Origin of the sequence: Hydrogenobacter thermophilus TK-6 (genome assembly GCF_000010785.1) — a bacterium.
Lineage (GTDB): Bacteria > Aquificota > Aquificia > Aquificales > Aquificaceae > Hydrogenobacter > Hydrogenobacter thermophilus.
Genome location: NC_013799.1, coordinates 1,500,772 through 1,524,774 on the forward strand (window position 1 = coordinate 1,500,772; position 24,003 = coordinate 1,524,774).

The following is a 24,003-nucleotide window of genomic DNA, read 5'->3' on the forward strand; positions in this document are numbered from 1 at the left end:
ATGGCTAAGCGCTATTTGGTTTGGCTTGATGAGGTAAGCATTGAGGACATACCCTTAGTGGGTGGAAAGAATGCTTCCCTCGGAGAGATGATAAAAAATCTCTCTCAGCTGGGCATAAACATACCCTACGGCTTTGTGGTTACCTCCGAAGCTTACTATGAATTTGTAAGATATAACCAATTAGAAGAAGAGATAAAGGGCATACTTAAAGGACTTGACACGAGTAATGTAGAGGACCTTGCCAGAAGAGGACATCAGATAAGAGAGCTCATCAGAGGTGGAGAGTTTCCCAAAGAGGTGGAAGACCTTATAAAGAAATACTACAGCAAGCTCTCTGAAAGGTATGGCTCTTTTGCGGTGGATGTGGCAGTAAGATCCTCTGCAACCGCTGAGGACCTACCTCACGCCTCCTTTGCGGGTCAGCAAGAGACCTACCTCAATGTGGTGGGTGCGGAAAATGTCCTCACAGCCATAAAGAACGGTTTTGCATCGCTGTTTACCGACAGAGCCATATCCTACAGAGAATCCTTTGGTTTTGATCACTTTAAAGTGGGTATAGCCATGGGGGTCCAAAAGATGGTAAGGTCAGATATGGGTGCATCGGGGGTGATGTTCACCCTTGACACGGAATCAGGATTTAAGGATGTGGTGGTCATAAATGCTGCTTACGGGCTTGGTGAGCTTATGGTTCAAGGTGCCATAACGCCTGACGAGTACATGGTTTTCAAACCCACATTGCAAGCGGGGTATTCTGCTATAATAGAGAAAAAGCTGGGTCGCAAAGACAGAAAAATGGTTTACGGAGTGGGAAGTGAGAGGACAAAAATAGTTAATGTACCCATATCGGACCAAAAACAGTTCGCTCTGACAGATGAAGAGATCCTCAAGCTGGCAAAATGGAGCGTTCTCATAGAAGAGCACTACTCAAAGAAGAACGGAAGATGGACGCCTATGGACATTGAGTGGGCAAAGGACGGGATTCTCAACGAGCTTTTTATAGTCCAGGCAAGACCTGAAACAGTGCATTCAAGAAAAGAAGAGAGAGTGCTGAAGGTTTACAAGTTTACAGAGCCTGTTGAAAGCAGAGAGAAAAAGAGGATAGTGTACGGCATAGCTGTAGGTGATAAGATTGCCACAGGTAGAGTTAGAGTCATACACGACCTTAAGGATGCTGGAAAGTTTCAGGAAGGGGAGGTGTTGGTTACTGATATTACAGACCCCGATTGGGAACCCATAATGAAGAAAGCATCCGCCATAATCACCAACAGGGGAGGAAGAACTGCACACGCAGCCATAGTGGCAAGAGAGCTGGGCATTCCGGCTGTGGTGGGAACGCACAAGGCAACAGAAATACTCAAAAGCGGTATGCAAGTAACAGTTTCCTGTGCGGAAGGTGAGATAGGATATGTTTACGAAGGATATATACCCTATGAGGTGGAAGAGATAAACCTTGAGAATCTGCCAAGACCAAAAACCAAGATTATGATGAATGTGGGCAATCCTGAATCCGCCTTCAAGTACTCTTTTATACCCAATGATGGAGTGGGACTTGCCAGGGAAGAATTTATAATTGCCAACTACATAAAGATACATCCCTTGGCTCTGCTCCATTATCAGGAACTCAAAGAACTTTTAACCCTTCTTGAAAAAGAAAAGCTCATAGACGAAAGGGGCTACTGTCTCATGTCTTCCATCCAGAACTATGCCAAAAGTCCCCTTTTAGAAAAGCTTGCCAAGGGCAAGGATAGAAAGCCCATACCTTTAAAGAGGATCATAGAAGACATTGAGAATCTAACCTTTGGATACGAGGACAAAGCACAGTACTTTGTAAAGAAGCTTTCCTACGGGATAGCAAAGATATCCGCAGCCTTTTATCCTAACCCAGTTATAGTGAGGTTTTCTGACTTTAAGTCCAACGAATACAGAGGTCTCATAGGTGGGGAGCTTTTTGAACCCGAAGAGGAAAACCCCATGCTGGGCTGGAGAGGAGCATCAAGATACTATTCAGACACTTACAAAGAAGCCTTTGGACTTGAGTGCCAGGCTATCCTTAGAGTGCGCAACAAGATGGGACTCACCAATACGAAAGTTATGATACCCTTCTGCAGGACACCTGAGGAGGGACAAAGGGTGCTTAAAGTCATGGAAGAGTTTAAGTTAAGGAGAGGAGATAACGGCCTGGAAGTTTATGTCATGGCGGAACTTCCCAGCAATGTACTTCTTGCGGATGAGTTTGCAGAGATCTTTGACGGCTTTTCCATAGGCTCCAACGACCTTACTCAGCTCACCTTGGGATTGGATAGAGATTCAGCACTTGTAGCTCACCTTTACGATGAGAGAAACGAAGCGGTAAAGAGGCTTATATCTCAGCTTATTAAAGTGGCAAAAGAGAAGGGGAAAAAGGTAGGCATCTGTGGACAGGGACCTTCTGACTTCCCTGAATTTGCCGCCTTTCTGGTTGATGAGGGAATAGACAGCATATCCCTAAATCCAGATTCGGTGCTAAAGACTATGCTTGTGGTAACAAAAGCAGAAGAAAAGATGAGGGGGGCAATAATATGAAGCTTATGCTACCAAAAATAAAGCTTCCAACCTTCTCAAAAACCAAGGTGTCCTTAGCGGTGCAGATAACCGACAAAGTGCTGAGGATTCTGGACCTTGACAAAGAAAAGAAGCCTACCTTTGAACCAGTGGAGGTAGTATGGGAAGGAAAAAGTGATAACGAAAGGGTGAGCATACTCAAAACATACGCAGAAAGATACAACCTGAAGGGGAGGGATGTAATATCCTGTTTGCCTGTCAACGACGGACTTTTGAAGTTTTACAAGTATCCTGCTACTATGAGCAAAAAAGACCTTCAGCAAGCTGTAAACTGGGCTATAAAGAGAGAGCTCTCCATGATAAAAGAAAGCACACTATATGACTACTATATCCTTGAAAAAGAAGGTAAAAACGTAATTGCACTTTTAACATTTGCAAGAGAAGAGGCAGTAAGTAAAATAAAAAAGCTCATAGAGTCTGCAGGTATGAGACTCAGGATATTAGATTACGAGGTTATAGCCATAGTTAACTACGGACTTTATAATAAGTTGTCTGTTCCTTTTACGGTGCTTTACATAGATTACAGCTATGCCTTGCTTGTTACCTACTCACCTCTAAATGTGGCGTACTTTGTGGTACCATGGAGCTACAGCGAATATCTTCACACAGGAGAGGAGGAGTCCTTAGAGAGCTTTTTTGCAGAAGTGAGAAATGTTATAATCATCAACGACCTTTCAAGCGTATACATAGTAGGTCCAATACTTTCTGAGGAAGCGCTTCTTACCCGCATCCTTGAAAATCTACCCATACTTGGCCTTCTTGATATAGAAGGCATAAAGCCTAACTTTTTCATTCCATATATACTCAGTATAAGAGGTATGGAGGGATGATAAAGATTAACCTTGCCAAGGAGAAGGATGAGCGTAGGCTCTTAGAAAGAGAGCTAAAACCTACAGTGGGATTGCCCAAGATTCCTTCAATAGGCATTTCCAAGGAAAGGGGAATTTATTATCTTGGAGCACTGCTATGGTTGTGTCTTATTCTTATAGCTGTTTATTACTCACGGCTCTCTTCGGAAGCTAACCAGCTCAAAAAGGAAATAGACCAGCTTAATGCCCAAAAGACTGTGCTACAAACAAAGGCAAAGAAGTTTGTTGAAGAGAAAAAGGCTATAGAAACGTCTATAGCTCAGCTTGAAAACAGGATAAAAGATATAGAAAAAAGTAAAGACATATTATTAGGGCTAAAGTCCTACTATGCACCCTTCAACCAAACCTTCTTCTCTTATGTAAAACAGGCACCTTCTGTTTCTTGGATATCCTCTTACCGTGAAAACCTTGACATAAACAGCTCTGTTATAAAGGTGGAAATGGAGCTCCAATCCCTTGATTACTCAGGTATAAGTTATTACAGTAAACAGCTATCATCCCTTTCCAAAGTGGTGAGTGTGTCCAGCATTGAAAGGAAGGTAAACCAGTACGGTTTTGAGTATTACAGCGCAAAGCTCTCAGCAGAGAAAACGCTTTACGGAGGAGGGAAGTATGGAAGCTCTCAATAAACTACCTGCATGGCAGAGGTACACCTTAGTTTTAGGCTTACCTGCGATCCTTATGGTATACGCTTACTTTTTCTTCGTTTCACCTTTGCGGGAGGAAGTGAGCAAATTGAGGGGAGAAAGAGAAAAAACTCAGCAGGAGATACAAAGCATTCAGAGGTCAATGAATCCCAAGATACTTGAAAACCTAAGGAAAAAAGAGGAAGAGACTAAAAAGCTCGTTGAAGAAAAAGAGAGGGAGCTTGAAACCATCGTGGGTAGCATACCTACAGAGAAAGATGCCAGTCTTATACTGAGAGATATAGGATTGCTGGCAAAGAGAAGTGGACTTGTTATAACAAATTTACAGATAGGGTCAAAACAGGAGACGGCTTATGTCCTTGAGCCTGTAGGAGATCAAAGGTTAGTCAGGGAGCTACAACCAAAGCCACAGCAGGAGCAAGCTAAAGGGAAGAAACAGGAAAAAGCAAAAGAAGAGGGTGTAAAGCATATAAAGGCTGATGTGAAAATCACACTTCTTGGAACTTATCCCGCCTTTGAGAAATTTATGGAAGGTTTATCAAAGGGTGGCATCACATCCTATCCATCAAGTTTGCAGATCTCACAGGCAGAACAGGGGAGACTACGCGGCGAGCTTAACATATTCGTGCTTGTTAAGAAGGAGGAGGGAAAATGAGGAAGTTGCTGCCTTTAGTCCTTTTGGTTGGTACGGCTTTTGCCCAGAAGCCCTTTGAAAGCATGGAAGGTGTAGTAGGGTACATAGTGATAGAAAAGGGAGGAAAAACGGAAAACTATGTGGTGGTGGAAGAAAAGGACGGTAAAGTAAAGACTACGAGAGTAAACCAGAATCCTTCGCAATTCTTAAAGAAGGATGAAGAAGGAGGGAAAAAATGAGGAGAGCGCTTTTGACATTTCTTCTTCTGCTCTGTGTGTCCTTTGGACAGACAGTCAAAGAGATGAAGTTTGAAAATGTGAAGCTGGAAACAGTCTTAAAAGCCCTATCCCAAGTTGCTGACATGAATGTTATATTTGATCCACAAATAGCGCAGGATGTTTCCAAACCTGTTAGCGTTTCCATATACAAACCAGTACCAGTAGGAGAAGCTCTAAACATCATTTTAAAAGAGTACGGGCTTATTGCAGTGCCAGTTGACAGAAAAGTATACAGAATAACCAAGGCAGGAGAGCTCAGCATCAGCCTTTCTGGTCTTGACGACAGACAGATAGAAGAGTTCGTAAAGTTTCTAAAACCCAGAGTAAGCCCATCCGCGGAGATAGTGATAGACAAAACTCTAAAAATGGTTTACATAAGGGACGAGGAGAGAAATATAAAGAAGCTTGAACCCGTTATGAAAGATTATGCCAAGATTGTAGAGAAGATTGCGCCGGCGGAAGAACGCACCACAAGGGTCTTTTACCTCAAAAACATCTCCCTTGACGAGGCAGAAAGGCTGATAAGCTCTTACAAAAAGCCAGACACGGTTATAACCAAAGTACCAAGTTTTTCTGCGCTGGTTATAACCGATAGTCCAAGACAGTTGGAAAAGTACCAGGAGGTGCTGAAAAACTTTCTGAGCATGACCCCCACAGAAAGAAAACCAGTAACCAAGATCTTTTACCTTAAATACATAAGCCCGGATGAGTTCATAAAGATGATAGAGCCTTTAAGGTCCGAATCCGGAGTAATACTGAGCGGAGGAGCGGTCAAACTCCAGCAACCCACCTCTCCAGCTCCGGCTTCCGCTCAGGTGCAGCAACAGCAACAGCAAGCTCCACCTACACCTATACTCAAGGAATTTAATGCGGTTATGCTGACAGACTACCCAGAGGTGATAGAGAAGATAAGAGAGCGATTCAAAGACTACATAAGCGACTCACCTGTTCAGGTAAAGATTGAAGCAAGGATCGTTGAGGTAAGGGAGCAGGCTCTTAGAGAGCTGGGCATAAACTGGAATGTGCTTCTCTCTCAAGCAAGGGTGCCTCAGTTCTGGCAGGGTGGTGCTGGTCAGGGTGCTAACATAGGGGTAGCTCCTGCACCGGGAACCATATTTGTGCCTCCGGATCCAACATCTGTGGGTCCCAGGTCTCCCATATACTACACACCTGGACTCAGCCAAACGCCGGGTGGTATTTTTGCCTTTAGCTACCAGAAGGGTATGCTCAACGCCTTAAATCTCAGGCTCTCCGCTCTTGAACGCATAGCCATGATTAAAAACATAGCCAAACCCACCGTTGTGACTGTAAACGCTCAGAAGGCTACCATAAAACAGGGTGTCCAGATACCCTATCAGACCACCGTAGTGGCAGGAGGTGCACAGGCTGCTAACATACAGTTCAAGGATGTGGTGCTTCAGCTGGATGTCACGCCTGTGGTATCACCAGACGGCAGAATACTCCTTGACATAAACCTCAAGAGGGACACACCGGGCGAACAAACACCCCAGGGACCAGCCATAAACACCAAGGAAGCCTCCACCAAGGTGGTGGTAAACGACGGAGACACCTTAGTCATAGGCGGTATAATAGACAATCAGGAGACAAAGACCAACGAAGGACTGCCCGGTCTGGTGAGGGTGCCGGTGCTCAAGTGGCTCTTTGGACAGGAAAGCTCCCAAAAGATACAGTCAGAGCTTCTCATATTCTTAACTCCCGTGCTGGTAAGGCAATGAGTCAAAGGGTAAAGGTCAGTATAACCGCAGTTAAGGATTTAGAGAAGCTGGTGGAGTTTCTGGAAAAAAATGGGGCAAACATCGCAGAATTTTTTAGGGCTATGAATGCAGGGAAGCCCTTCGTATTTCATCTGGACACTTCTTACTACTCTCAGCATAAACAAGAGCTGGAAAAGTTATGTGAATATCAGGAAGAGAAGGCGGAAGCTCAGAGTTCTTACGGTCTTACAGCCATAATGCTAACAGATGCACTCATAGTGCTTTTAATATCCAGCTATTTTGTGGACGGTCTTGAGCTTAAAAATGTCCTCTCTGACCTTTTTTCTTCATCGGCGCTCGTATGGTCTCTGACTGCCATTGCCAAGATCCTTCTTTCCCTTTTAATTTATCTGGGATTTTTTGAGCTTTTGCACACCACCCCTGTAGGCTATCTTTTTGGCATCAGGTTCTGGACGGAGGGAAACCTCAAAGTCCTTTTAGCCTTTATGTTGCTTCCTATCGCAGGCATAATACTTGCAGGATCACCTTTGGGAAAACCCTTTAAGGTCTTTGGAATCTTTTTATTTATCTTCTTCCTTGTAGCCAGCTTATCAGGAGTTTTGATAAACCACTATCGCGTGCGACTTGAAAAAGTGTAAAAAAGGCATAAAGTAAAGCAAAGGAAGAGTTTACAAGAAAGATATAGAGCATGTAAGAATTTACATCTTTAAAAGGCAGTATTAAAAAGCCTGCATAGTATGTAAAAATGTGCAGATAAATAAGCAAGAGATTTCTACTCAGTGCAGTGAGCAGAAAAACAAACACAAGTGCAAGAATAAGTGGCATTATACAGAGAATGTAGACCGGAAGAAGGGAAAAAGCAGGCAGAAACTTGCTGGAAAACAGTAAGACAAAAACCTTCTTTCCAAAAATCAAAACAGAAAACTCTGCCAGCAAAAACAGCAAAATGATCAAAAGGCAAGACTTTAAAAATAGCTTTTTTAATAGATAGGCATTATGCCTATGCTTTACAAACTCCGGGAAAAACACGCCCATGAGGGTCATAACCAGCCAGATGAAGGCTTTACCTACTACTGACACAGAAGCGTAAAGTCCAGCAGTGCTAGGGTCAAAGATGCGCCTTATGAAAAGGTCATCCGCATAAATAAACAAGCTGACGGGGGAAGTAAAGAGGGAAGCCTTAAAAAGGCTTCTCAGAGGCACAGCCCTTAGCTCTCCAAAAAGGTGACCATTTAGCACCAGCAAAGAGACCAGCACAGTAAAAAGCCCAACGAAAGAAGAAAAAACAGCACCGAACACTCCAAAACCTGCGTATATTAGAACAACAGCGGTAATTAGCCTGAGAGTCTGTTCAAAAACCAGAGAGATGGAAAGCAGTTTGAAGCTCTCAGTGGATTGCAAGTAAGCCCTCTCTATTATCACAAGAAACTGCACCAGCCAAACAGAGGAGATAACCCAGATATAATGGATATCAGACACTCTGAGAAAGTCCTTCAAAAACGCCGATAGCGTAAAGCCTACAAGCAGACAAGCCAGACCCAAAAACATACCTACATGCCTCATATACCTGAGTACAGCGTGAATACTCTCTCTGTGTTTTACAAACTCCCTTACACAAGCGTTGGCAAAAAAGTTTATAAAGTTCCCAACAGTGAGCATGAGAGAGTAAAGCACCATAAACTCACCGTAGCCCGCAGTTCCTAGGTGCCTGCTGACAAAAAAGTGAAAGGCAAAGCCCGTTAGATTGGCATATATAAAAGCTAAGCTCACAAAAGACAGGTTTTTTAACATTTTTCCACTTGTATGAGATATTTTTCGTACTCCTGAGCTATTCTGTCCCATGTGAAGTTTTTGGCAAACTCTATACCTCTCTTGCCCATCTTGAGAACAAGCTGGTCATCCCTCAAAAGCATCTGTATTTTTTCCCTCAGGTCCTGTGGGTCTTCCTTTTTGAAAGAGATGCCAAAGCCGTTGTCCACTACATATTTTAGCTCAGGTATGTCGCTCACTATGAGTGGTTTGCCCATGGATGCCACCTCCAGCGCCACTATGCCCTGTCCCTCAAACCTTGAAGGCATGACAAAAAACCGCGCCTTTTTAATAAACTCATACTTGCGCTCGCCCGTGACTTTTCCTATGTATCTCACATGCTCAAAGCCTCTGACCATTTTTAAAAACCTCTCCCTGTCTTTGCCGTCCCCTGCTATCAAAAGCTCCGAACCTTTAAGATCCTTAAAAGCTTTTACAAGCAAATCAATGCCCTTTTGATGTATGTCTATCCTCCCAAGAAAGGCTACATAACTGCCCAGCTTTGCATCCTCCTCAAGCTTTTCTATGCCCTGCGGAATTACCTTCCCCTCTATATTCCACCTCTGGTTGAGAGCCTCAGAGATTACTATCAAATTTCTAAACTTTCTGGGATAGAGCTTTTCCATCAGGTAAAAAGGAATACCCATCAGGTTATACTTCCTGAGTATCTCCTTTCCCATATAGTTCTGAAGCTGCAAAACAACGGGTCTTTGGTTTTCAAGCAAGTAGGAGAAGACAGGGTTCCAAGGTGCAAAGTCTTCAACTATCACATCATAGTCCTTAGCGTTTTCCCTCAGAAATCTTATGGCTTCAAAAGCGTAAGAGAAGGTGCTAAAAACATAGTTTTTAGGGTTTCCCAGAAATCTGTACTCAAAGTTTTCGTTCACCTTGTAGTCCTGCGCGCCTGGGTATTTGCCACTGACCACTGTTATGAAGTGTCCTTTCTGGGAGAGCCTTCTGTAAATCTCGTACACCCTTACCGCACCGCCACCCCCCACCCACGGGTTGTTTATGTGGTCGTAGATAAAGTGAAGTATCCTCATGGCTTTCTTGCTATTATGTAAACTGTTCTTCCTACTATCTCGTAGGGAATGAAGGAAAAGTCGTTGGGTGTCAGCAGATTAAGGAGAGGAAAGACAGGAAGCAGAGGCAGATACTCCCACCATCTTAAAACCTTTACTTGATAAACTTCAAAACCGCACATCTTGGCAAGAGTCTTTAAACTTTTTTTTGTCCAGGGACGCACGTGAGTTGGGTCTGAGTAGAAGTTATACCCATCGGGGCAAAAAAGGGATGTGTAATATTCTGTAGTGCAATAAAAGTATCCTCCTCTCTTTAAAACCCTGTAGCCTTCTGTGAAAAGCTTCTGGGGGTTCTTAAGGTGCTCTATAACAAAGTTGGAGATGACTATATCAAAGCTGTTCTCTTCAAAGGGAAGGGTCTCTTCTTCTATGTCGCATCGCAAAAAGCTTACATAATCTGGAAGGACTGGGTTTTTCTCCAAGTCCACTCCATAAAGCTCTGCGGATGGGTTTATAAATTTCTTTATGTAATTTAGGACCTCCCCGGTCCCACAGCCTACATCAAGAACTTTAGAAGCGGTTTTTATATTGGGTATCTTGATTAGCTTTTTTACAGATATGTTGGTAAGCCTATAGTATATCTTTTCTGTGGTGGCGTGTTTTCCTAAAAGTTTTCTAAAAAGAGGTCTTAGCCCTATATGTCTGATGCTTGCAAGATGCTCTTGATAACCTCTATGCTTTTCCAAGTTTTAACCTCCATACCATTATTGCCGCTTCAAGGGCTATTTTTTTGCTCATCTTGGAAGAGCCACTGCCCCGCTCGTAAAAAATTATGGGTATTTCCGCTATTTTAAAACCAAGCCTATAGGCTTTATAAACCATCTCTATCTGGAAGGCATACCCGTTTGACTTGATGGCGTCAAGGTTTATCTTCTCAAGCACTTCCCTGCGGTAGCATCTGTATCCGCTGGTTATGTCGGTAAGCTCCTTAATGCCTAGGATAGTGGTAGCATACCAGTTGGCAAACTTAGAAATCAGGAGCCTTTTGAAGTCCCACCCCACTACGCTGATGGTTCCTCTCGTGTATCGGGAGCCTATAACCAGGTGGTATCCTTCCTTCATCTTTTCTACAAACCTGGGTATGTCCTTAGGGTCGTGGGAAAGGTCCGCATCCATCTCAAAAAACAGCTGGTAGTCTTTATCTAGCCCCCACTTAAAACCTGCTACGTAAGCACTTCCTAAGCCCATCTTGTAGGGTCTTTCCAGAAGGTTTACCTTGGGTTCTTTATTAGACCACTCTTTTACCACCAGAGGAGTCCCATCCTGAGATCCATCATCCACCACAAGAAGGTCCAAAAAGCCATATTCTAAGAGCTTGGGAATTAGCACCTTCAAGTTTTGCGCCTCGTTGTAGGTAGGAAGCACCAGCAGAGCCTTCATGTTATGCGCTCCAGAAACTCTTTTTTAGTCCTTTCCCAAGAGAAGTTTTTGGCCCACTCAAGGCAGCCTTTAGCAAGCTTGTTATATAGCTCCTTGTTTTCCCACAATTCTAAAACTTTTTCAGCCATCTCCTTGTAGTCTTTTACCAGAAAGCCCGTGTGTAAGTCTCTTATGCTGTCTTTTAGACCCTGCACGCGATAGCCTATGGCGGGAGTGCCAAAAGCGTTTGCCTCAATAACCACCTGTCCCCAACCTTCCCTTATACTTGGAACCAGAAGAAAGTGGGACTTTTCCAGAATTTTATACTTTTGCTCGCCTTCCAGGTAGCCAGTAAAGACTATGTCCTGCAGGTGGGAATATTTACCAGTAAGATAAGAGTATAGTGGACCATCTCCCACTACAAAGAGCTTTGCATCCTTTATGCGCTCTTTTACCAGCAGAAAGGCTTTTATGGCATCTTCTGGGTTCTTTGTCCTTTTGAGCCTTCCCAGATAAACCAGATGTAGACTTTCCTCTTTATTGGGTAGTCTTTCCAGAGGACGCACTCCCAGACCATTGGGTATTATGCGTATGTGCCTAAAGCCAAGATTCTTAAGGTCGTCGTAGGTAGATTCAGACACCGTTATGGCAAGCTTGTTTCTGTAGAGCTTTAGCAAAAGCTTCTCAAGGGTTTTGAAGGGATAGCCCAAAAATCCGAGCTCCACAGTCCAAAACTCTTGATAAAGCTGGTGTATTAAGAGCACTGAATTTTTCAGAAAGAAGGTAAAAAAGCCCAAGCCGTTAAACTCGTCTATAACTATCCAATCTTTATCCTTTTTGAGTGCATACAAAAGTCCGTAAAAGTGAGTGGTAAGCTCGCTTCCCTTTCTTATAAACCTCACTCCGTCTATTACCTCCTCACTTTTGAGACCTTTAGCCTTTGAAGCAAACCACTCTGCAAGCCCTCCCCTTTCTACTACAGCCTTTGCCAGCTCCATGGTGTATACCTCCGCGCCACCCCTTTCGGGATGCTTTATACACCTTCTGTTTAAGAAAAGCACTTTCATGCCATATACAGGCTAACAAGCCACAGGCAGAAGAAAACCACGTAAGCAAACAGAAAAGCTTTCTTAAAGCCCTTTATTATCGCAAAAGATAGGGATAGCACCCAGCCAGCCAAAGACAGCACCACCAGAAGGCTCCAAAAAGTTGAAGGGTATGGGTCGTACTGGGTAAAGCTTTTGAGGTCTTTGAAGATTTTTTGGTAGTCTTTCTGTGGTGGGTTGTTATGCTCAATGTATAGCTCCATCTTGGTAAGAAGCATTTTCTCTTCAAGAGGTTTTATCTTTTCAGAGTAGGGAACAGAGATACCTCTTAGCTGATAGAGGGAAGACCTTAGCGTTTCGTAGCAGAAGAGTTTGTGGGACTTTTCCAAAAGGCTGTTGCAGACTTTTTCTATCCTTTCTATAGCTTTCTGGTTGTAAGGGCTAAAAGGCAAGTAGTTGAGAAGAGCGCGCTCGTACATAGATATAGCCATAAGGGGTTTGCCGTTTATCAGTAGCATATCCCCTTCTGTGATTAGGCGCTTTTGATTACTTATCAGCACGTATACAGAGCTAACAAGCAAAGCCATCAATACCAGCATCCACCTCATTTTTTGCTCCTGCTTTTGTATTCTGCGGTGTATTGGTAATATCTGAACTTCTCAGGTTTGTTGTTTTCCATCACAGCATTATAGAGCTCTATGTAGTTCCTGGTTTGAGCTCCCTGAGGTATGAAAAAAGTCTCACCGGGGTAGCTGGTGTCCCCCGGCACGTTTATGGAGACTCTGAAGGTGTTTCCCATGTATCTAACATCGTAGCTTATCTTTCCAGAAGGGTTGGGAACGTCAATAGCGCTTATCATGTAAGCAAACATAGGAAGCGAGAAGGTGCAGAGCACGGAGCTGAATCTATCATCGGTGGGATAGCTGGCACAGTCCAGCATAGCTATATGCTCCAGCTCCTGCCACTTGAGGAGTCTTTTGTCCCAAGCCTTCTTTGGCACCTCAACGTTTTTTGGGATGAGGGCAAAGGAAAAGACCCAGAACCGGTTTTCAAAGAAGGGAGAGAGGGGGTTTGGAGGTTTCAGGTATATAACACTGTAGAGCCTTCCGGAGGAGGCAAAGAACGACATATTTCCTTTAAAGAACTCAGAAAACACATGGCTGTTTTTGTAGAGACTGAGCGGATAGCAACCTCTGGGTAGCAGGGTGGAGCTTTCGGGAGAAAGGTAATCATTGGAGCATACGTCTTCCCTGTAGCGGGCTACGTACTTAAAGTACCAGGACTCAAAAGTGTGATTGTCTCCGTAAGTTAGATAGACACTTCCAACAGGCAGAGAAGAGAGGATAGCCTTGGATATAGAATATGCCACGTAGTTGTCATTAAAGTTCTGGTCTATGAGCCTCTCAAACATGGGAAAAAGAGCATACGCGGAAACCCCCAAAGGCACAGCCGCTTTTAAAAGCTCGGTGTTTTTAAGAAAGCTCACCACCGCGTAAAGACCAAGCCCAGAAAACAGAGAAAAGCCAAAAAGCATAGGAAGAAAGTACTGGTGAGCTCCTATGTACCACTGGTCCATGCTCATAAGAGGTGCAGAGAAGGTAAGCTTTGCCAAAAATACCGAGTAGGTAAGGAAAAAGGCGCTAATATATACACCCAGCCTTTTGGAAAGCCTAAAGCTCCAAAATACCCCAAGCAAGAAAAGAGGAAAGGCATAAACAGGAAAGTTGTGGAGCAGGATTGTGAGAACATTTTTTATAGCGTAGTAGTAGCCAAAAATGTCCTGCCACGAGTTTTTGACCACATCCACCGAAGAGGCAGACTCGTATGGCTTTCTCAGAAATACCACGAGGAAAGACTCCAAGTCATAGACGGGATTGGGAGCAAACACCCTGTTGCCTCTTATGAGCATGTGCAGGTTTGCCAGAAAACCAAGCAGGAAAAGAAGAAGGCTTACAGGAAGGTTTCTCAAAACCTCCCTAAGGTAGAAGAGGGAAAGCACAAAGAGAGGCACCACCATCATAAAGCCCGTGTGGTGGTTGGCAAGCGTAAGACCCAGCAAAAAGCTAACCAAGTACTGATACTTTCTGTCATAGCCCTCCAGAGCCACCTTTAGACCCGCATACAGCATAAGGGAGATGATAAAGAGGTTAAGAGGGTAGAACTTTACCACCACAGACTGACCCCAGAAGGAGTAAGAAACACCCAAAAGAGCCACAGGAAAGAGTGCACTGTACTTTTCCCCCGTGATCCTGTAAACTATCCTGTAAAGCACGTAAAGGCTCAGAAGCGAAAAAGTTATGCTTACCAGCACCATCCTAAAAGGTACGCTACCCAAAGGTAGGAAACTGAAGGCTTTTAGAACTTCCATATAAAGTGGATAGCCAGAAGGATGGGCAAGACCAAGAGTGATGCCACCTACCGCAAACTCTCCCGCATCTCCCGTGTTTATAACCTTGCTGGCAGAAAGTGTGTAAAGAAAGGCAAAAAGGCAAAGAAGCAGGTATATCACCTTACCGTACACCTAAAGCTGTTTCCCCCAAACTCGCACACCGCAGTGTAGTTGTTTACTCCTGCCAAAACCCCTTTTACAGTCCCACTTGCCACGCCGCCAGGAGCACAGGTATAACTCCCATCCAGCAAAACCTCTACGTTGCCCATAGCCGTGTTGACATTAGAGCAGTTGGGAAGGTTAGAAAGGTCAAAGGTAGTGGGAGCATCCACAAACCTTGACACACAGTCTGCCATGGCATCTTTGGCGCACGCAGAAGCAATGGAGAGCGCAAAGTTGCTGACCTTGGATCTATCCCGATACGCAAGATAAGAAGGTATAGCCATAGAAGCCAGAATTGCCAGCAAGGCTATAACCAAAAGAAGCTCTATAAGAGTAAAACCCCTACCCTTAAACATGATAAAAACCCCCGCGAAGGGGGTCTAACAAAGAGTTTAACTCAGATTAACCTTGTATTGTGCACTTCACGCTCTGATTGCTGTAGTTGCACACGGCAGTAAAGTCTGTAACACCCTGAAGTGTAGCAACTGAGGAGGCATTAGTTGGTGGTTGTCCATCAGCCTGGCAAGTTCCAGAGGGTTGTGTGAGGGTTACAGTGCCACCTGCGGTACTTACACTGGTGAGAGAACAATTACCTAGAGAAGCTGCGGTTATAGTGGCGTTCGGGTTTTCCGTGCAGAAGGCTACCACGTCCAGCATACAACCTCTGGCTATGGGTTCTGCGTAGGAGCTTACCTTTGCCTTTCTCTGGTACTTGAGGTACTGAGGTATTGCCAGAGAGGCAAGTATGGCTATGATGGCTATGACGATGAGCAGCTCAATAAGGGTGAAACCCTTTGAGCTGTTGAGCCTTGCCGCTTGGCTTGTGGCTGAGTAAAGGTTCCTCATGACTAAACCCTCCTTTAAAGGTTGTTGGTTTTAATTTTAATCCTCTTTTTTAGGTCTGTCAAGCAATTTCACGATAACTTCACGAAAGTTATTTTTCCCCTTTCTGAGGAAGCTCAAATATCTTGTAAAGTAGTTGTCTTATTTCTCTTATGTCTTGCTCTATCCTGTCAAGCCTCTTGTCCATTTCACTAAACCTTCTGTCCATATCTTGTCTTAGGTCATCAATACGCTTGTTGAGCAGATTAGCCACTATGCCTATAACGGCAGTAAGACTGGCTATAACAGTGAGAGCTTGCACCCACTCCATCTACTTCTCCTCCCTGTGTGGAGCCTCAAAAGCTTTGTAAAGCAGCTGCCTTATCTCTCTTATGTCCTGCTCCAGTCTGTCCAGCCTTCTGTCCATATCTTGTCTTAGGTCATCAATACGCTTGTTGAGCAGATTAGCCACTATGCCTATAACGGCAGTAAGACTGGCTATAACAGTGAGAGCTTGCACCCACTCCATCTACTTCTCCTCCCTGTGTGGAGCCTCAAAAGCTTTGTAAAGCAGCTGCCTTATCTCTCTTATCTCTTGCCTTAGCTCTCTTATGTCATCCTTGAGGTCATCTATACGCCTGTTTGTATCCTCAATGCGTCTATTTGTGTCCTCAATACGCTTGTTGAGCAAATTAGCCACTATGCCTATAACGGCAGTAAGACTGGCTATAACAGTGAGAGCTTGCACCCATTCCATAGCGTTAAATATATCTTAGTTTAGGTCTTTGACACTAAAAACTTCACCAATGATAATAATCATGTTGCCAATCTCCTACCATTTGCGTATCTTAAAAGCCAGTAAAACTTTTAAAGGAGGTAGCACTATGGAAAAGGTAGCTATGAACTTCTTCGTTACGGAGAAGGCATCCCAGGAGGTTTTAAAAATAGCTCAGGAAAACAATATCACCGAGCCCATACTTAGGATCAGGGTTGTGCCTGGTGGATGCTCAGGTTTTCAGTATGCTATGGGTTTTGACGACACCATAGAAGAGGGTGACCATGTCTTTGAATACGGCGGTGTTAAGGTGGTGATAGACCAGTTTTCTATGCCTTATGTTAACAACGCAGAGCTTGATTATGTTATGGACTTTATGGGTGGCGGATTTACCATAAAGAACCCCAATGTTACAGGCTCTTGCGGTTGTGGAAGCTCTTTCTCCTGCGGATGAGACTCTACCGCCCTTCGGGCGGTTTTTTCCTAACATAAACCTTTATATACTGCGGTTGAACCTCAGAAGGGTACGCCAATAATTTAAAAGGGCTTTCTACATGCACCTTGAGCATATAATCACCCTCATCCAGTCCTTTTACATCAACTATGGCTTTTACTCCTTCCAAGCTCTCATTTAGGCTAAACCTCTCAATAACTAGCAATCTTATCCTCACTCTCTTTCTATCAAGTTTATATGTATAATGTGGATTCTCATTTGCTATCTCTATGTTTTTCTCTACCAGGATGGGTACCCTTACTCCCAAGTTTACCACTAACCACAAAGAGAATCCCAAAAAGAGCGACAGAAGTTTGTAATGCCAGTCCTTCAAAAACAGATCCTTAAGCATGACTTATTCCAAGCTCCTTAAGTAGGAGATTCTTAAGTCCTTCCGGGTCTAAGTTCCTATAAAATCTCTCGTCAACGGCTACGGATATCTCACCTGTCTCTTCGGATACCACCACCGCTATAGCGTCGCTTTCCTCCGCTATGCCCAGTGCTGCTCTGTGCCGTGTTCCGTATTTTTTGGGAAGGTCCGGAGATTTGGAAAGTGGTAATATACAGGATGCAAAAGCTATTCTATCACCTCTTATGACAACAGCTCCATCGTGCAGAGGTGTTAAAGGGTCAAAGATGGTTATTAAGAGCTCAACAGAAACTATGCTATCTATGGAGACGCATCCCTCAATTAGCCCCTCTATGTTCTGTCCTCTTTCTATGACTATGAGAGCTCCTATCTGTCTTTCGGAGAGAAAGCTGCAAGCTCTAACTATTCTCTCCACCACCCTCTCCTCAACAAACTTTATGCCTACCACGTGTGTCCTCTGCCCCAGTCTTGAGAGAGCCTTCCTTATCTCAGGCTGAAATATGACTACTATGGAAAAAAGCCCCACAGCCCAAAACTTGTCAAAGATCCACGAAAGAGTCCTGAGCCCCAAAAGCTCCGCAAAAATCCAAAAAGAGCCAATAAACACAAGACCCTTAAGTATTTGAAAGCCTTTGGTGATTTTCAAAAAGTGTATAACCATGTATATGAAAAAAGAGACTGCTACAATATCTATAATGTCCCTGAAGGAGAAGAATTTTAAAAAATCAAAATTCACCATAAGTCCTTATCGTATCCAGCAAAGCAAGAAACTCTTTTGTTTCCTTAACATCATGCGTCCTTACAATATTGGTACCTTCTATAACCGCATAAGCAAGGGCACCAAGGCTTCCGTATAGCCTCTCCCTTGGTTCTGTCTTCTTTCTTAGCAAACCCTCTATAATCAAGCCTATAAAAGACTTCCTTGATACACCAACCAGCAGAGGAAGTCCAAAAACTTTAAGCTCTCTGAACCTTTTGAGTATCTCTACATTATGCTCAGGGAGCTTACCAAACCCTATGCACGGATCCAGTATTATATCACCTTTGTGTCCTTTTTGTCTGAGCTTTTGCACGCCTTCTTCAAACCACTCCACTAACTCCTGCATCACATCCTCGTATATTATGGTCATGTGCTTCCACTCCTCCGGCCTTCCCTTTGTGTGTCCCATCACATAAGGACAGCTATAAGTGGCTATCACATCAAACATCTTTTCATCAAAACTGCCACCGCTTATGTCATTTATCATGTCCGCACCTTCTTCCAAGCACGCCTTTGCCACCTGCGACTTATAGGTGTCTATGGATATCCATATATTGGGAAGCTCTTTTCTGAGTTCTTTAAGCACTGGAAGGACACGCTTTAGCTCCTCATCGGTACTTATCCTCTCGGAGCCTGGTCTTGTAGACTCACCGCCTATGTCTATGATCTCCGCTCCCTCCTGTGCCATCTGAACACCTCTTTTGACCGCCTGCGCAACATCCATATAGAGACCACCATCAGAGAAAGAGTCGGGAGTTACATTGAGCACACCCATAACAGCAGTTTTTATTCCAAGTGGCAGCACCTTGTAGTTGTACTGGAGTTTGAAGGACTTTTTTCTGTAATTTATGAGACCTTCAAGTATCTTAAAGGATAAACTCTTGTGTTTTTTGACAATGCAGGAGCAAAAATCCCTTATCCTTGCCTCACTTCCGCATATGGCATATCTACCTTCCTGATAAAAGATAGAAATGCAAGAGCTTCTGGCACAATCAAACAAAAGGCTCGGGTCTGTATTTTTGTCTTCAAAGTATATAACATGAAAAATCCCCTCAAAAGCTCTGCTATCCGCCTCTTTAAAGAATATGCCCACTTTTTCCTTCAGAAATCTGTAAAAAGCATCTCTGTCTTTAAAGCTTTTGATGAGCATGATAAATAGTATAATCTTTGGAGCATCCCCTGGGTGATTTTTAACTGAATACCATTGTACTTGAATTCATACATACTACCATGAAAGATGATATAATTTTTTAGATGAGAGTGTTCACGATGCACTGGACTTATATACTTGAACTTGGAAATTAGGGTGGAGCATAATAAAATCCTTAGGCAGAGGTGTGGTTGATGCATAAAACTAACACATCGGCTGTAGTATTAAATCAATTGAAAAAACCTAAACCTTTTGTTAAGTGGGCTGGTGGTAAAAGACAATTGATAAATTTATTAATCGATAATTTACCGATAGAGTATGACACATATATAGAACCTTTTATTGGAGGAGGTGCATTGTTGTTTGAGATTATGCCAGATAGAGCAATTATAAATGATATAAACGAGGAGCTTATAAATGCATATAAAGTTATAAGGGACAGCTTAACAGAACTCATAGAAAGCCTTAAACAACATAAAAATGAAGAAGGTTATTATTATAAAGTAAGATCACTGTCTCCAGATAAACTATCTCCAGTAGAAAGAGCTAGCAGGTTTATATATTTGAATAAAACTTGTTTCAATGGACTTTATAGAGAGAATTCAAAAGGACAGTTTAATGTTCCTTTTGGGAAATACAAAAACCCTGTAATAGTAGATGAAGAGAATTTAAAATTAGTTTCTGATTATTTAAACACGGCAAATGTAGAAATCTATAATACAGACTATAAAGAAATTTGTAAATTGGCTAAAAAAGGAGATTTTGTTTACCTGGATCCCCCTTATTATCCTCTAACAAAGACGGCATCTTTTACAAAATACAATAAACATGATTTTACAGAGCAGGATCATTTAGAATTACGTGAGGTATTTGAGGAATTGGATAAAAAAGGCTGTTATGTAATGTTGTCTAATTCAAATACTGAGTTTGTAAAGGAGCTTTACAGAGGCTATAATATTTTGGAAATAGAAGCGAACAGGTTTATAAACTGTAAAGGAGACAAAAGAGGGAAAGCAAAGGTTGAAATTTTGGTAAAAAATTATTGAGAAGACAATTTTTATTAATCCTATGTCTATTATATTTTTTTAGGTAGGGTGCTAAATGGAAAGAAAAGATGCTTTAGAAAAAGGTAAACAGCTAATAGGAAAAGACTTGAGAGAGCTTGCAGATAAATTGGGGATTACTGTATTCAAAAGAGAGAAAAATAAAAGAAAGAAAAATAAAGGTTGGGCTGGACATGTTATTGAAAGATATTTGGGGCTTCCTTTAAATTCCGCTCAGTCTCCTGACTTTGGTTCTTGGGAATTAAAAGTAGTATCGTTAAAATACTTAAAGTCTGGAGAATTAACTGTTAAATAAACAATGGCTATCACTATGATAGATCCTTATAATGTTTTACAAACACCATTTGAAGAAAGCCATTTATTACGAAAGTTACAAAAGATGTTAATATTTGCACGAATTTGGGAAGGATTAGATGAACCTCGCTCAGTGTTATATGGAATATACGAATTTGATTTAAGAGATAAAGAGTTGTATGAACAAATCAAAAAAGATTATGAATTAGTAAGGAATACTATCAAGGTAAAGGGTTTTAATGCTTTAACAGGAAAGATGGGGGTATATGTACAACCAAGAACTAAGGGAGAAGGACATGGAAGTACAACTAGAGCCTTCTATGCAAGAAAAACGTTACTACAAAGAATCATTTTTAATAAATGAATTTCAGAAGGAGAAATGGTTATATCTTTAAATACTATTCTTAATACGCTGAGTGAGAAATTAAGCATGATAAAGCACCTCCTCAAAGCTCTCTCTGAAAAAGCTATAGCCAATAGCATAACCATACAGCAAGGCGAGCAGAGTTATGTCCTTCCTCCCTTCACATACTCACATTCCCTATAACCCCTATCCCCCATAAGCTCAAACTTATCCAGCAGCCATCTTAGCCATCCACTATGATTTAATAGTTTGGGGGTTATTATAACAGCCCCCTGCCCTCAAAGGACTTTTTGCTATGAAACTAAAGGCTTTCTGAATTTCTCACTCAGCCTATAAATAGTATAATCTTTGGAGCATGAAAGGATTTCTTATAACCCTTGAAGGTATTGACGGCTCTGGAAAGACAACGCAGGCAAACCTCCTTTACGAATACCTAAGGAGCAAAGGTCATAAAGCTTCCTTATACAGAGACCCCGGAAGCACCCCTCTGGCGGAGAAGATAAGAGAGCTTATCATGAGCTTTTCACTGGACCCTATAACGGAGCTTCTGCTTTTTGAAACTGCACGCTCAAGCCTTGTGTGGGAAAAAATATTGCCAGACCTCCAAAAGGGTAATGTGGTTATAGTGGACAGGTTCATAGATTCCACCGTTGCCTATCAGGGTTATGGTAGGGAGATAAACCTTGGAACTGTGAATGTGCTCAATCACATAGCAACAAGGGGGAGAAAGCCGGACCTGACTTTTATCCTCCATGTCCCGCTGGAAGTAGCACTGAGCAGAATAGGGAAAGACAAAACCAAGTTTGAAGATAAAGATTTCCTCAGAAAGGTAAGAGATGCTTACTTTCTTATACAGAGTTCTGAGAAAGAGAGACAAATCTATCTCATAGATGCCAACAGGGAAAAGGAGGAGGTCTTTAAGGAGATAGTTAAAATAGTGGAAAGTAGGTTATAATGTAAGCATGCTGAAGGAAGGGGATAAAGCACCGGAGTTTTGTCTTGAGGGTATAGATGAGGACGGGAAAGAGGGCAGGTTTTGTCTTAGGGACTTTTTGGGCAAACCGCTGATACTTTACTTTTATCCCAAAGATGACACGCCGGGCTGTACACAAGAGGCGTGCGATTTTAGAGACAGCATGTCAAGACTTAGCTCTATGGGAATAAGAGTTGTGGGCATAAGTCCAGACAGCCTTAGCTCCCACAAAAAGTTTAGAGAAAAGCACGGGCTTAACTTCATACTTCTGAGCGACCCTGAAAAGGAGGTGGCAAAGCTATACTCTGCCTATGGCAAAAAGAAGATGTACGGCAAAGAGACGGAGGGTATAATAAGGAGTACCTTTTTTATAGATGAAAGTGGAGTTATCAAAAGGGCATGGTACAATGTAAAAGCAAAGGGACATGTAGAAAATGTGCTTAAAAGTATAGAGTGACCATGAAAGCACAGGAGATGCTGGAAAACTTTCCGGAGCAGATAAATCCCGTAGATACACCTTCTTTGAACCTAAGGGATTACGCGGGGATAGTTTTTAGCGGTATGGGTGGCTCTGGTATAGTGGGGGACCTGGCAAAGCTGGTGCTGGAAAAGTCCCAGATTGATATGCCGATACTGTCGGTAAGGGATTATACGCTCCCACCTTATGTAAAGGAAAACTGGGCTGTTTTTTGCGTAAGTTACAGTGGAAACACCGAGGAGACTCTTAGCATAGCACAAGAGGCGCTAAGCAGGAACATAAAGCCCGTGTGTGTAAGCTCAGGAGGAAAGTTAAAAGAGCTTACAAACCAGAGAGGTCTTATGCACTTTGCCTTGCCTTCTGGCTATCCCCCAAGATACGCTCTGGGTTTTATGATCTCTACTGTGCTCTCCCTCATAGGTATGAAAGATGGTCTAAAGGCTTGCAGAGAGTTTTTAAAAGAGAAGAAGGAAAGCATTAAAGAGCAGGCATATAGATTAGCTCAAAGGCTTGAAGGATACATACCTGTTGTGTATGCAACTCCTTTGATGGATGCGGTAGCCTTAAGATGGAAGACCCAAATAAATGAGAATGCCAAAACGCTGTGTTATACTGCAACGCTTCCTGAGCTTCACCACAATGAGGTAGTGGGGCTTGACAATCCAATAACAAGAAATCTATGTACTTTTGTGCTCCTCTTTGACCCAGAAGACCACCCAAGAAATTTAAAGAGACTTGAGATAACAGAGCAGATACTCAAAGACCTGGGAGTAGTGCCTGCTCTTATAAAAGGCGAAGGAAATGAGTTTTTAAACAGGCTCTTTTACCTCATTTACTTAGGGGATTGGGCGAGTTTTTATCTTTCACAGCTCTATGGCTACGACCCTATTCCCGTCAAAGTTATAGACAGCATAAAGGAGAAGCTAAGTTTATGATGCTGGACCTAAGCTGGTTTGTGTTCGGCTCTTTAGTGCTTATAGCTCTTTTTCTGGACCTTTTTGTCTTCCACAGAAAGCCTCACAAGGTATCAGTAAAAGAGTCTCTTCTGCTGTCGCTCTTTTGGATTCTCATAGGCTTAGGCTTTGGACTTTATGTGCTTTATACCAAAGGTTATCAGCCAGCTACCGAGTATATTACCGGCTACCTTCTGGAAAAGTCGCTGAGCTTAGACAACATATTTGTCTTTATCCTCATATTCTCTTACTTTAGAGTTCCTGACAAATACAGGCACAAAATACTCTTTTGGGGTGTGTTTGGTGCCATTTTGATGCGTGCGGTTTTTATATTTACCGGGATAAAACTCATAGATATGTTTGATTGGGTCATCTATGTCTTTGGGGTGATACTTTTGGTCTCTGCGGTGAAGCTTCTAACTACTGAGGAGAAAGAGTTTCATCCCCAAGAAACCTTAGTTTACAAAGTAGCAAAAAGGATCTTACCTATGAAGCCAGATATAAGCGATGGGAGATTTTTTGTAAGGGAAGGGAAGAAAATATATGCCACACCTTTGTTCCTTACTCTCCTCTTTGTGGAGAGTTCAGACCTAATGTTTGCTATTGATTCTGTTCCAGCCATCTTAGCCATATCCAGAGATCCTTTCGTGGTTTACACTTCCAACATATTTGCAATTCTTGGACTTCGCTCCCTTTACTTTGCAGCAGATGCCATACTGCCCATGTTTCATTATCTTCACTACGGGCTTGCCTTTATACTTGGTTTTATAGGTGTGAAGATGCTCATATCCGACTTTTATCATATACCAGTTGCTGTCTCCCTTCTGCTCATACTGAGCGCAGTTTTTGTGTCTATGCTGGCATCTTTAGTTTCCAAAAGGATGAAAGGATAAGA

At 42.7% G+C, this 24,003-nt stretch carries 30 protein-coding genes; 15 read left to right on the top strand and 15 right to left on the bottom strand.

Annotated elements, in window-relative coordinates; all coding sequences use genetic code 11:
• The 7 genes from ppsA to HTH_RS08305 are packed head-to-tail and all read left to right on the top strand — an operon-like array spanning position 1 to position 7,403.
• Entirely contained in the window at positions 1-2,562 is a 2,562-nt protein-coding gene (ppsA, locus tag HTH_RS08275) for a pyruvate, water dikinase (RefSeq protein ID WP_012964271.1), read from the top strand.
• The gene (locus tag HTH_RS08280; RefSeq protein ID WP_012964272.1) at positions 2,559-3,431 is read left to right on the top strand and encodes a hypothetical protein; all 873 of its coding nucleotides are present in this window, start codon (positions 2,559-2,561) and stop codon (positions 3,429-3,431) included. Before ppsA ends, HTH_RS08280 begins: the two co-directional genes overlap by 4 nt.
• Entirely contained in the window at positions 3,428-4,099 is a 672-nt protein-coding gene (locus HTH_RS08285; RefSeq protein ID WP_012964273.1) for a hypothetical protein, read from the top strand. Before HTH_RS08280 ends, HTH_RS08285 begins: the two co-directional genes overlap by 4 nt.
• On the top strand, positions 4,083-4,772 hold the full coding sequence (locus tag HTH_RS08290) for a hypothetical protein (RefSeq protein ID WP_012964274.1): 690 nt from the start codon (positions 4,083-4,085) through the stop codon (positions 4,770-4,772). Before HTH_RS08285 ends, HTH_RS08290 begins: the two co-directional genes overlap by 17 nt.
• On the top strand, positions 4,769-4,990 hold the full coding sequence (locus tag HTH_RS08295; RefSeq protein WP_012964275.1) for a hypothetical protein: 222 nt from the start codon (positions 4,769-4,771) through the stop codon (positions 4,988-4,990). The genes HTH_RS08290 and HTH_RS08295 overlap by 4 nt, the downstream gene beginning before the upstream one ends.
• Entirely contained in the window at positions 4,987-6,765 is a 1,779-nt protein-coding gene (locus HTH_RS08300) for a type IV pilus biogenesis protein (RefSeq protein ID WP_012964276.1), read from the top strand. The genes HTH_RS08295 and HTH_RS08300 overlap by 4 nt, the downstream gene beginning before the upstream one ends.
• Positions 6,762-7,403: a hypothetical protein gene (locus HTH_RS08305; RefSeq protein ID WP_012964277.1), complete on the top strand. Its 642-nt coding sequence runs from the start codon at positions 6,762-6,764 to the stop codon at positions 7,401-7,403. Before HTH_RS08300 ends, HTH_RS08305 begins: the two co-directional genes overlap by 4 nt.
• On the opposite strand, the gene HTH_RS08310 is transcribed toward HTH_RS08305, so the two are convergent.
• The 12 genes from HTH_RS08310 to HTH_RS08365 all read right to left on the bottom strand — a co-directional run bounded on the left by HTH_RS08310 (position 7,330) and on the right by HTH_RS08365 (position 16,191).
• Positions 7,330-8,535 (bottom strand): oligosaccharide flippase family protein, encoded by a 1,206-nt coding sequence (locus HTH_RS08310; protein WP_232500427.1) that lies wholly within the window; start codon positions 8,533-8,535, stop codon positions 7,330-7,332. The two genes, HTH_RS08305 and HTH_RS08310, sit on opposite strands and share 74 nt — an antisense overlap.
• A 14-nt stretch (positions 8,536-8,549) precedes the next feature.
• Positions 8,550-9,617 (bottom strand): glycosyltransferase family 4 protein, encoded by a 1,068-nt coding sequence (locus HTH_RS08315; RefSeq protein ID WP_012964279.1) that lies wholly within the window; start codon positions 9,615-9,617, stop codon positions 8,550-8,552.
• Complete coding sequence (locus tag HTH_RS08320; RefSeq protein ID WP_012964280.1) at positions 9,614-10,342, bottom strand: class I SAM-dependent methyltransferase; 729 nt, start codon at positions 10,340-10,342, stop codon at positions 9,614-9,616. The genes HTH_RS08315 and HTH_RS08320 overlap by 4 nt, the downstream gene beginning before the upstream one ends.
• Positions 10,329-11,036 (bottom strand): polyprenol monophosphomannose synthase, encoded by a 708-nt coding sequence (locus HTH_RS08325; RefSeq protein WP_012964281.1) that lies wholly within the window; start codon positions 11,034-11,036, stop codon positions 10,329-10,331. The genes HTH_RS08320 and HTH_RS08325 overlap by 14 nt, the downstream gene beginning before the upstream one ends.
• Positions 11,033-12,082, bottom strand: coding sequence for a glycosyltransferase family 4 protein (locus tag HTH_RS08330; RefSeq protein ID WP_012964282.1), 1,050 nt, complete (start codon positions 12,080-12,082; stop codon positions 11,033-11,035). Before HTH_RS08330 ends, HTH_RS08325 begins: the two co-directional genes overlap by 4 nt.
• The gene (locus tag HTH_RS08335; protein WP_012964283.1) at positions 12,079-12,669 is read right to left on the bottom strand and encodes a hypothetical protein; all 591 of its coding nucleotides are present in this window, start codon (positions 12,667-12,669) and stop codon (positions 12,079-12,081) included. Before HTH_RS08335 ends, HTH_RS08330 begins: the two co-directional genes overlap by 4 nt.
• Complete coding sequence (locus tag HTH_RS08340; RefSeq protein WP_014462652.1) at positions 12,666-14,582, bottom strand: glycosyltransferase family 117 protein; 1,917 nt, start codon at positions 14,580-14,582, stop codon at positions 12,666-12,668. The genes HTH_RS08335 and HTH_RS08340 overlap by 4 nt, the downstream gene beginning before the upstream one ends.
• A complete protein-coding gene (locus HTH_RS08345) occupies positions 14,567-14,968 on the bottom strand; it encodes a prepilin-type N-terminal cleavage/methylation domain-containing protein (protein ID WP_012964285.1) in 402 nt (133 codons plus the stop codon). Before HTH_RS08345 ends, HTH_RS08340 begins: the two co-directional genes overlap by 16 nt.
• Before the next feature lie 46 nt (positions 14,969-15,014).
• Positions 15,015-15,458: a prepilin-type N-terminal cleavage/methylation domain-containing protein gene (locus HTH_RS08350; protein WP_012964286.1), complete on the bottom strand. Its 444-nt coding sequence runs from the start codon at positions 15,456-15,458 to the stop codon at positions 15,015-15,017.
• 88 nt (positions 15,459-15,546) lie between these two features.
• On the bottom strand, positions 15,547-15,765 hold the full coding sequence (locus HTH_RS08355; RefSeq protein WP_012964287.1) for a hypothetical protein: 219 nt from the start codon (positions 15,763-15,765) through the stop codon (positions 15,547-15,549).
• A complete protein-coding gene (locus tag HTH_RS08360; RefSeq protein ID WP_012964288.1) occupies positions 15,766-15,963 on the bottom strand; it encodes a hypothetical protein in 198 nt (65 codons plus the stop codon). It lies immediately after the preceding gene.
• Entirely contained in the window at positions 15,964-16,191 is a 228-nt protein-coding gene (locus tag HTH_RS08365; protein WP_012964289.1) for a hypothetical protein, read from the bottom strand.
• Between the two features lie 127 nt (positions 16,192-16,318).
• Between HTH_RS08365 and HTH_RS08370 the strand changes: the two genes are divergently transcribed.
• Complete coding sequence (locus HTH_RS08370; protein ID WP_012964290.1) at positions 16,319-16,663, top strand: HesB/IscA family protein; 345 nt, start codon at positions 16,319-16,321, stop codon at positions 16,661-16,663.
• Positions 16,664-16,667: 4 nt separating this feature from the next.
• On the opposite strand, the gene HTH_RS08375 is transcribed toward HTH_RS08370, so the two are convergent.
• From HTH_RS08375 to folP, 3 genes are read right to left on the bottom strand one after another with little or no spacing between them, the layout of a single operon-like run.
• Positions 16,668-17,054 (bottom strand): hypothetical protein, encoded by a 387-nt coding sequence (locus tag HTH_RS08375; protein WP_012964291.1) that lies wholly within the window; start codon positions 17,052-17,054, stop codon positions 16,668-16,670.
• On the bottom strand, positions 17,047-17,811 hold the full coding sequence (cdaA, locus tag HTH_RS08380; RefSeq protein ID WP_012964292.1) for a diadenylate cyclase CdaA: 765 nt from the start codon (positions 17,809-17,811) through the stop codon (positions 17,047-17,049). Before cdaA ends, HTH_RS08375 begins: the two co-directional genes overlap by 8 nt.
• A complete protein-coding gene (folP, locus tag HTH_RS08385; protein ID WP_012964293.1) occupies positions 17,798-18,982 on the bottom strand; it encodes a dihydropteroate synthase in 1,185 nt (394 codons plus the stop codon). Before folP ends, cdaA begins: the two co-directional genes overlap by 14 nt.
• A gap of 194 nt (positions 18,983-19,176) precedes the next feature.
• Between folP and HTH_RS08390 the strand changes: the two genes are divergently transcribed.
• The 7 genes from HTH_RS08390 (at position 19,177) to HTH_RS08420 (ending at position 24,001) form a co-directional block, all read left to right on the top strand.
• The gene (locus HTH_RS08390) at positions 19,177-20,028 is read left to right on the top strand and encodes a DNA adenine methylase (RefSeq protein ID WP_012964295.1); all 852 of its coding nucleotides are present in this window, start codon (positions 19,177-19,179) and stop codon (positions 20,026-20,028) included.
• A 55-nt stretch (positions 20,029-20,083) separates the two neighbouring features.
• Positions 20,084-20,341: an MvaI/BcnI family restriction endonuclease gene (locus tag HTH_RS08395; RefSeq protein WP_012964296.1), complete on the top strand. Its 258-nt coding sequence runs from the start codon at positions 20,084-20,086 to the stop codon at positions 20,339-20,341.
• A 15-nt stretch (positions 20,342-20,356) separates the two neighbouring features.
• Positions 20,357-20,704 carry a hypothetical protein gene (locus tag HTH_RS08400; protein ID WP_014462653.1) on the top strand — a complete coding sequence of 116 codons (348 nt, stop codon included), beginning with the start codon at positions 20,357-20,359 and terminating at the stop codon, positions 20,702-20,704.
• A 355-nt stretch (positions 20,705-21,059) separates the two neighbouring features.
• Positions 21,060-21,659 (top strand): dTMP kinase, encoded by a 600-nt coding sequence (tmk, locus tag HTH_RS08405; protein WP_012964299.1) that lies wholly within the window; start codon positions 21,060-21,062, stop codon positions 21,657-21,659.
• Between the two features lie 7 nt (positions 21,660-21,666).
• Positions 21,667-22,134, top strand: a complete 468-nt coding sequence (gene bcp / locus HTH_RS08410; RefSeq protein WP_012964300.1) for a thioredoxin-dependent thiol peroxidase — start codon at positions 21,667-21,669, stop codon at positions 22,132-22,134.
• 2 nt (positions 22,135-22,136) lie between these two features.
• Positions 22,137-23,090, top strand: a complete 954-nt coding sequence (locus HTH_RS08415; protein ID WP_012964301.1) for a bifunctional phosphoglucose/phosphomannose isomerase — start codon at positions 22,137-22,139, stop codon at positions 23,088-23,090.
• Entirely contained in the window at positions 23,087-24,001 is a 915-nt protein-coding gene (locus HTH_RS08420) for a TerC family protein (RefSeq protein WP_012964302.1), read from the top strand. Before HTH_RS08415 ends, HTH_RS08420 begins: the two co-directional genes overlap by 4 nt.
• Positions 24,002-24,003 lie beyond the last annotated feature (2 nt).

Excerpts from the sequence above, each read along its gene's own strand:
- ppsA (WP_012964271.1), top strand. The coding sequence starts at position 1 with ATGGCTAAGCGCTATTTGGTTTGGCTTGATGAGGTAAGCATTGAGGAC.
- HTH_RS08280 (WP_012964272.1), top strand. The coding sequence starts at position 2,559 with ATGAAGCTTATGCTACCAAAAATAAAGCTTCCAACCTTCTCAAAAACC.
- HTH_RS08285 (WP_012964273.1), top strand. The coding sequence starts at position 3,428 with ATGATAAAGATTAACCTTGCCAAGGAGAAGGATGAGCGTAGGCTCTTA.
- HTH_RS08290 (WP_012964274.1), top strand. The coding sequence starts at position 4,083 with ATGGAAGCTCTCAATAAACTACCTGCATGGCAGAGGTACACCTTAGTT.
- HTH_RS08295 (WP_012964275.1), top strand. The coding sequence starts at position 4,769 with ATGAGGAAGTTGCTGCCTTTAGTCCTTTTGGTTGGTACGGCTTTTGCC.
- HTH_RS08300 (WP_012964276.1), top strand. The coding sequence starts at position 4,987 with ATGAGGAGAGCGCTTTTGACATTTCTTCTTCTGCTCTGTGTGTCCTTT.
- HTH_RS08305 (WP_012964277.1), top strand. The coding sequence starts at position 6,762 with ATGAGTCAAAGGGTAAAGGTCAGTATAACCGCAGTTAAGGATTTAGAG.
- HTH_RS08315 (WP_012964279.1), bottom strand. The coding sequence starts at position 9,617 with ATGAGGATACTTCACTTTATCTACGACCACATAAACAACCCGTGGGTG.
- HTH_RS08325 (WP_012964281.1), bottom strand. The coding sequence starts at position 11,036 with ATGAAGGCTCTGCTGGTGCTTCCTACCTACAACGAGGCGCAAAACTTG.
- HTH_RS08330 (WP_012964282.1), bottom strand. The coding sequence starts at position 12,082 with ATGAAAGTGCTTTTCTTAAACAGAAGGTGTATAAAGCATCCCGAAAGG.
- HTH_RS08335 (WP_012964283.1), bottom strand. The coding sequence starts at position 12,669 with ATGAGGTGGATGCTGGTATTGATGGCTTTGCTTGTTAGCTCTGTATAC.
- HTH_RS08345 (WP_012964285.1), bottom strand. The coding sequence starts at position 14,968 with ATGTTTAAGGGTAGGGGTTTTACTCTTATAGAGCTTCTTTTGGTTATA.
- HTH_RS08350 (WP_012964286.1), bottom strand. The coding sequence starts at position 15,458 with ATGAGGAACCTTTACTCAGCCACAAGCCAAGCGGCAAGGCTCAACAGC.
- HTH_RS08355 (WP_012964287.1), bottom strand. The coding sequence starts at position 15,765 with ATGGAGTGGGTGCAAGCTCTCACTGTTATAGCCAGTCTTACTGCCGTT.
- HTH_RS08360 (WP_012964288.1), bottom strand. The coding sequence starts at position 15,963 with ATGGAGTGGGTGCAAGCTCTCACTGTTATAGCCAGTCTTACTGCCGTT.
- HTH_RS08365 (WP_012964289.1), bottom strand. The coding sequence starts at position 16,191 with ATGGAATGGGTGCAAGCTCTCACTGTTATAGCCAGTCTTACTGCCGTT.
- HTH_RS08370 (WP_012964290.1), top strand. The coding sequence starts at position 16,319 with ATGGAAAAGGTAGCTATGAACTTCTTCGTTACGGAGAAGGCATCCCAG.
- HTH_RS08375 (WP_012964291.1), bottom strand. The coding sequence starts at position 17,054 with ATGCTTAAGGATCTGTTTTTGAAGGACTGGCATTACAAACTTCTGTCG.
- cdaA (WP_012964292.1), bottom strand. The coding sequence starts at position 17,811 with ATGGTGAATTTTGATTTTTTAAAATTCTTCTCCTTCAGGGACATTATA.
- folP (WP_012964293.1), bottom strand. The coding sequence starts at position 18,982 with ATGCTCATCAAAAGCTTTAAAGACAGAGATGCTTTTTACAGATTTCTG.
- HTH_RS08390 (WP_012964295.1), top strand. The coding sequence starts at position 19,177 with ATGCATAAAACTAACACATCGGCTGTAGTATTAAATCAATTGAAAAAA.
- HTH_RS08395 (WP_012964296.1), top strand. The coding sequence starts at position 20,084 with ATGGAAAGAAAAGATGCTTTAGAAAAAGGTAAACAGCTAATAGGAAAA.
- HTH_RS08400 (WP_014462653.1), top strand. The coding sequence starts at position 20,357 with ATGATAGATCCTTATAATGTTTTACAAACACCATTTGAAGAAAGCCAT.
- tmk (WP_012964299.1), top strand. The coding sequence starts at position 21,060 with ATGAAAGGATTTCTTATAACCCTTGAAGGTATTGACGGCTCTGGAAAG.
- bcp (WP_012964300.1), top strand. The coding sequence starts at position 21,667 with ATGCTGAAGGAAGGGGATAAAGCACCGGAGTTTTGTCTTGAGGGTATA.
- HTH_RS08415 (WP_012964301.1), top strand. The coding sequence starts at position 22,137 with ATGAAAGCACAGGAGATGCTGGAAAACTTTCCGGAGCAGATAAATCCC.
- HTH_RS08420 (WP_012964302.1), top strand. The coding sequence starts at position 23,087 with ATGATGCTGGACCTAAGCTGGTTTGTGTTCGGCTCTTTAGTGCTTATA.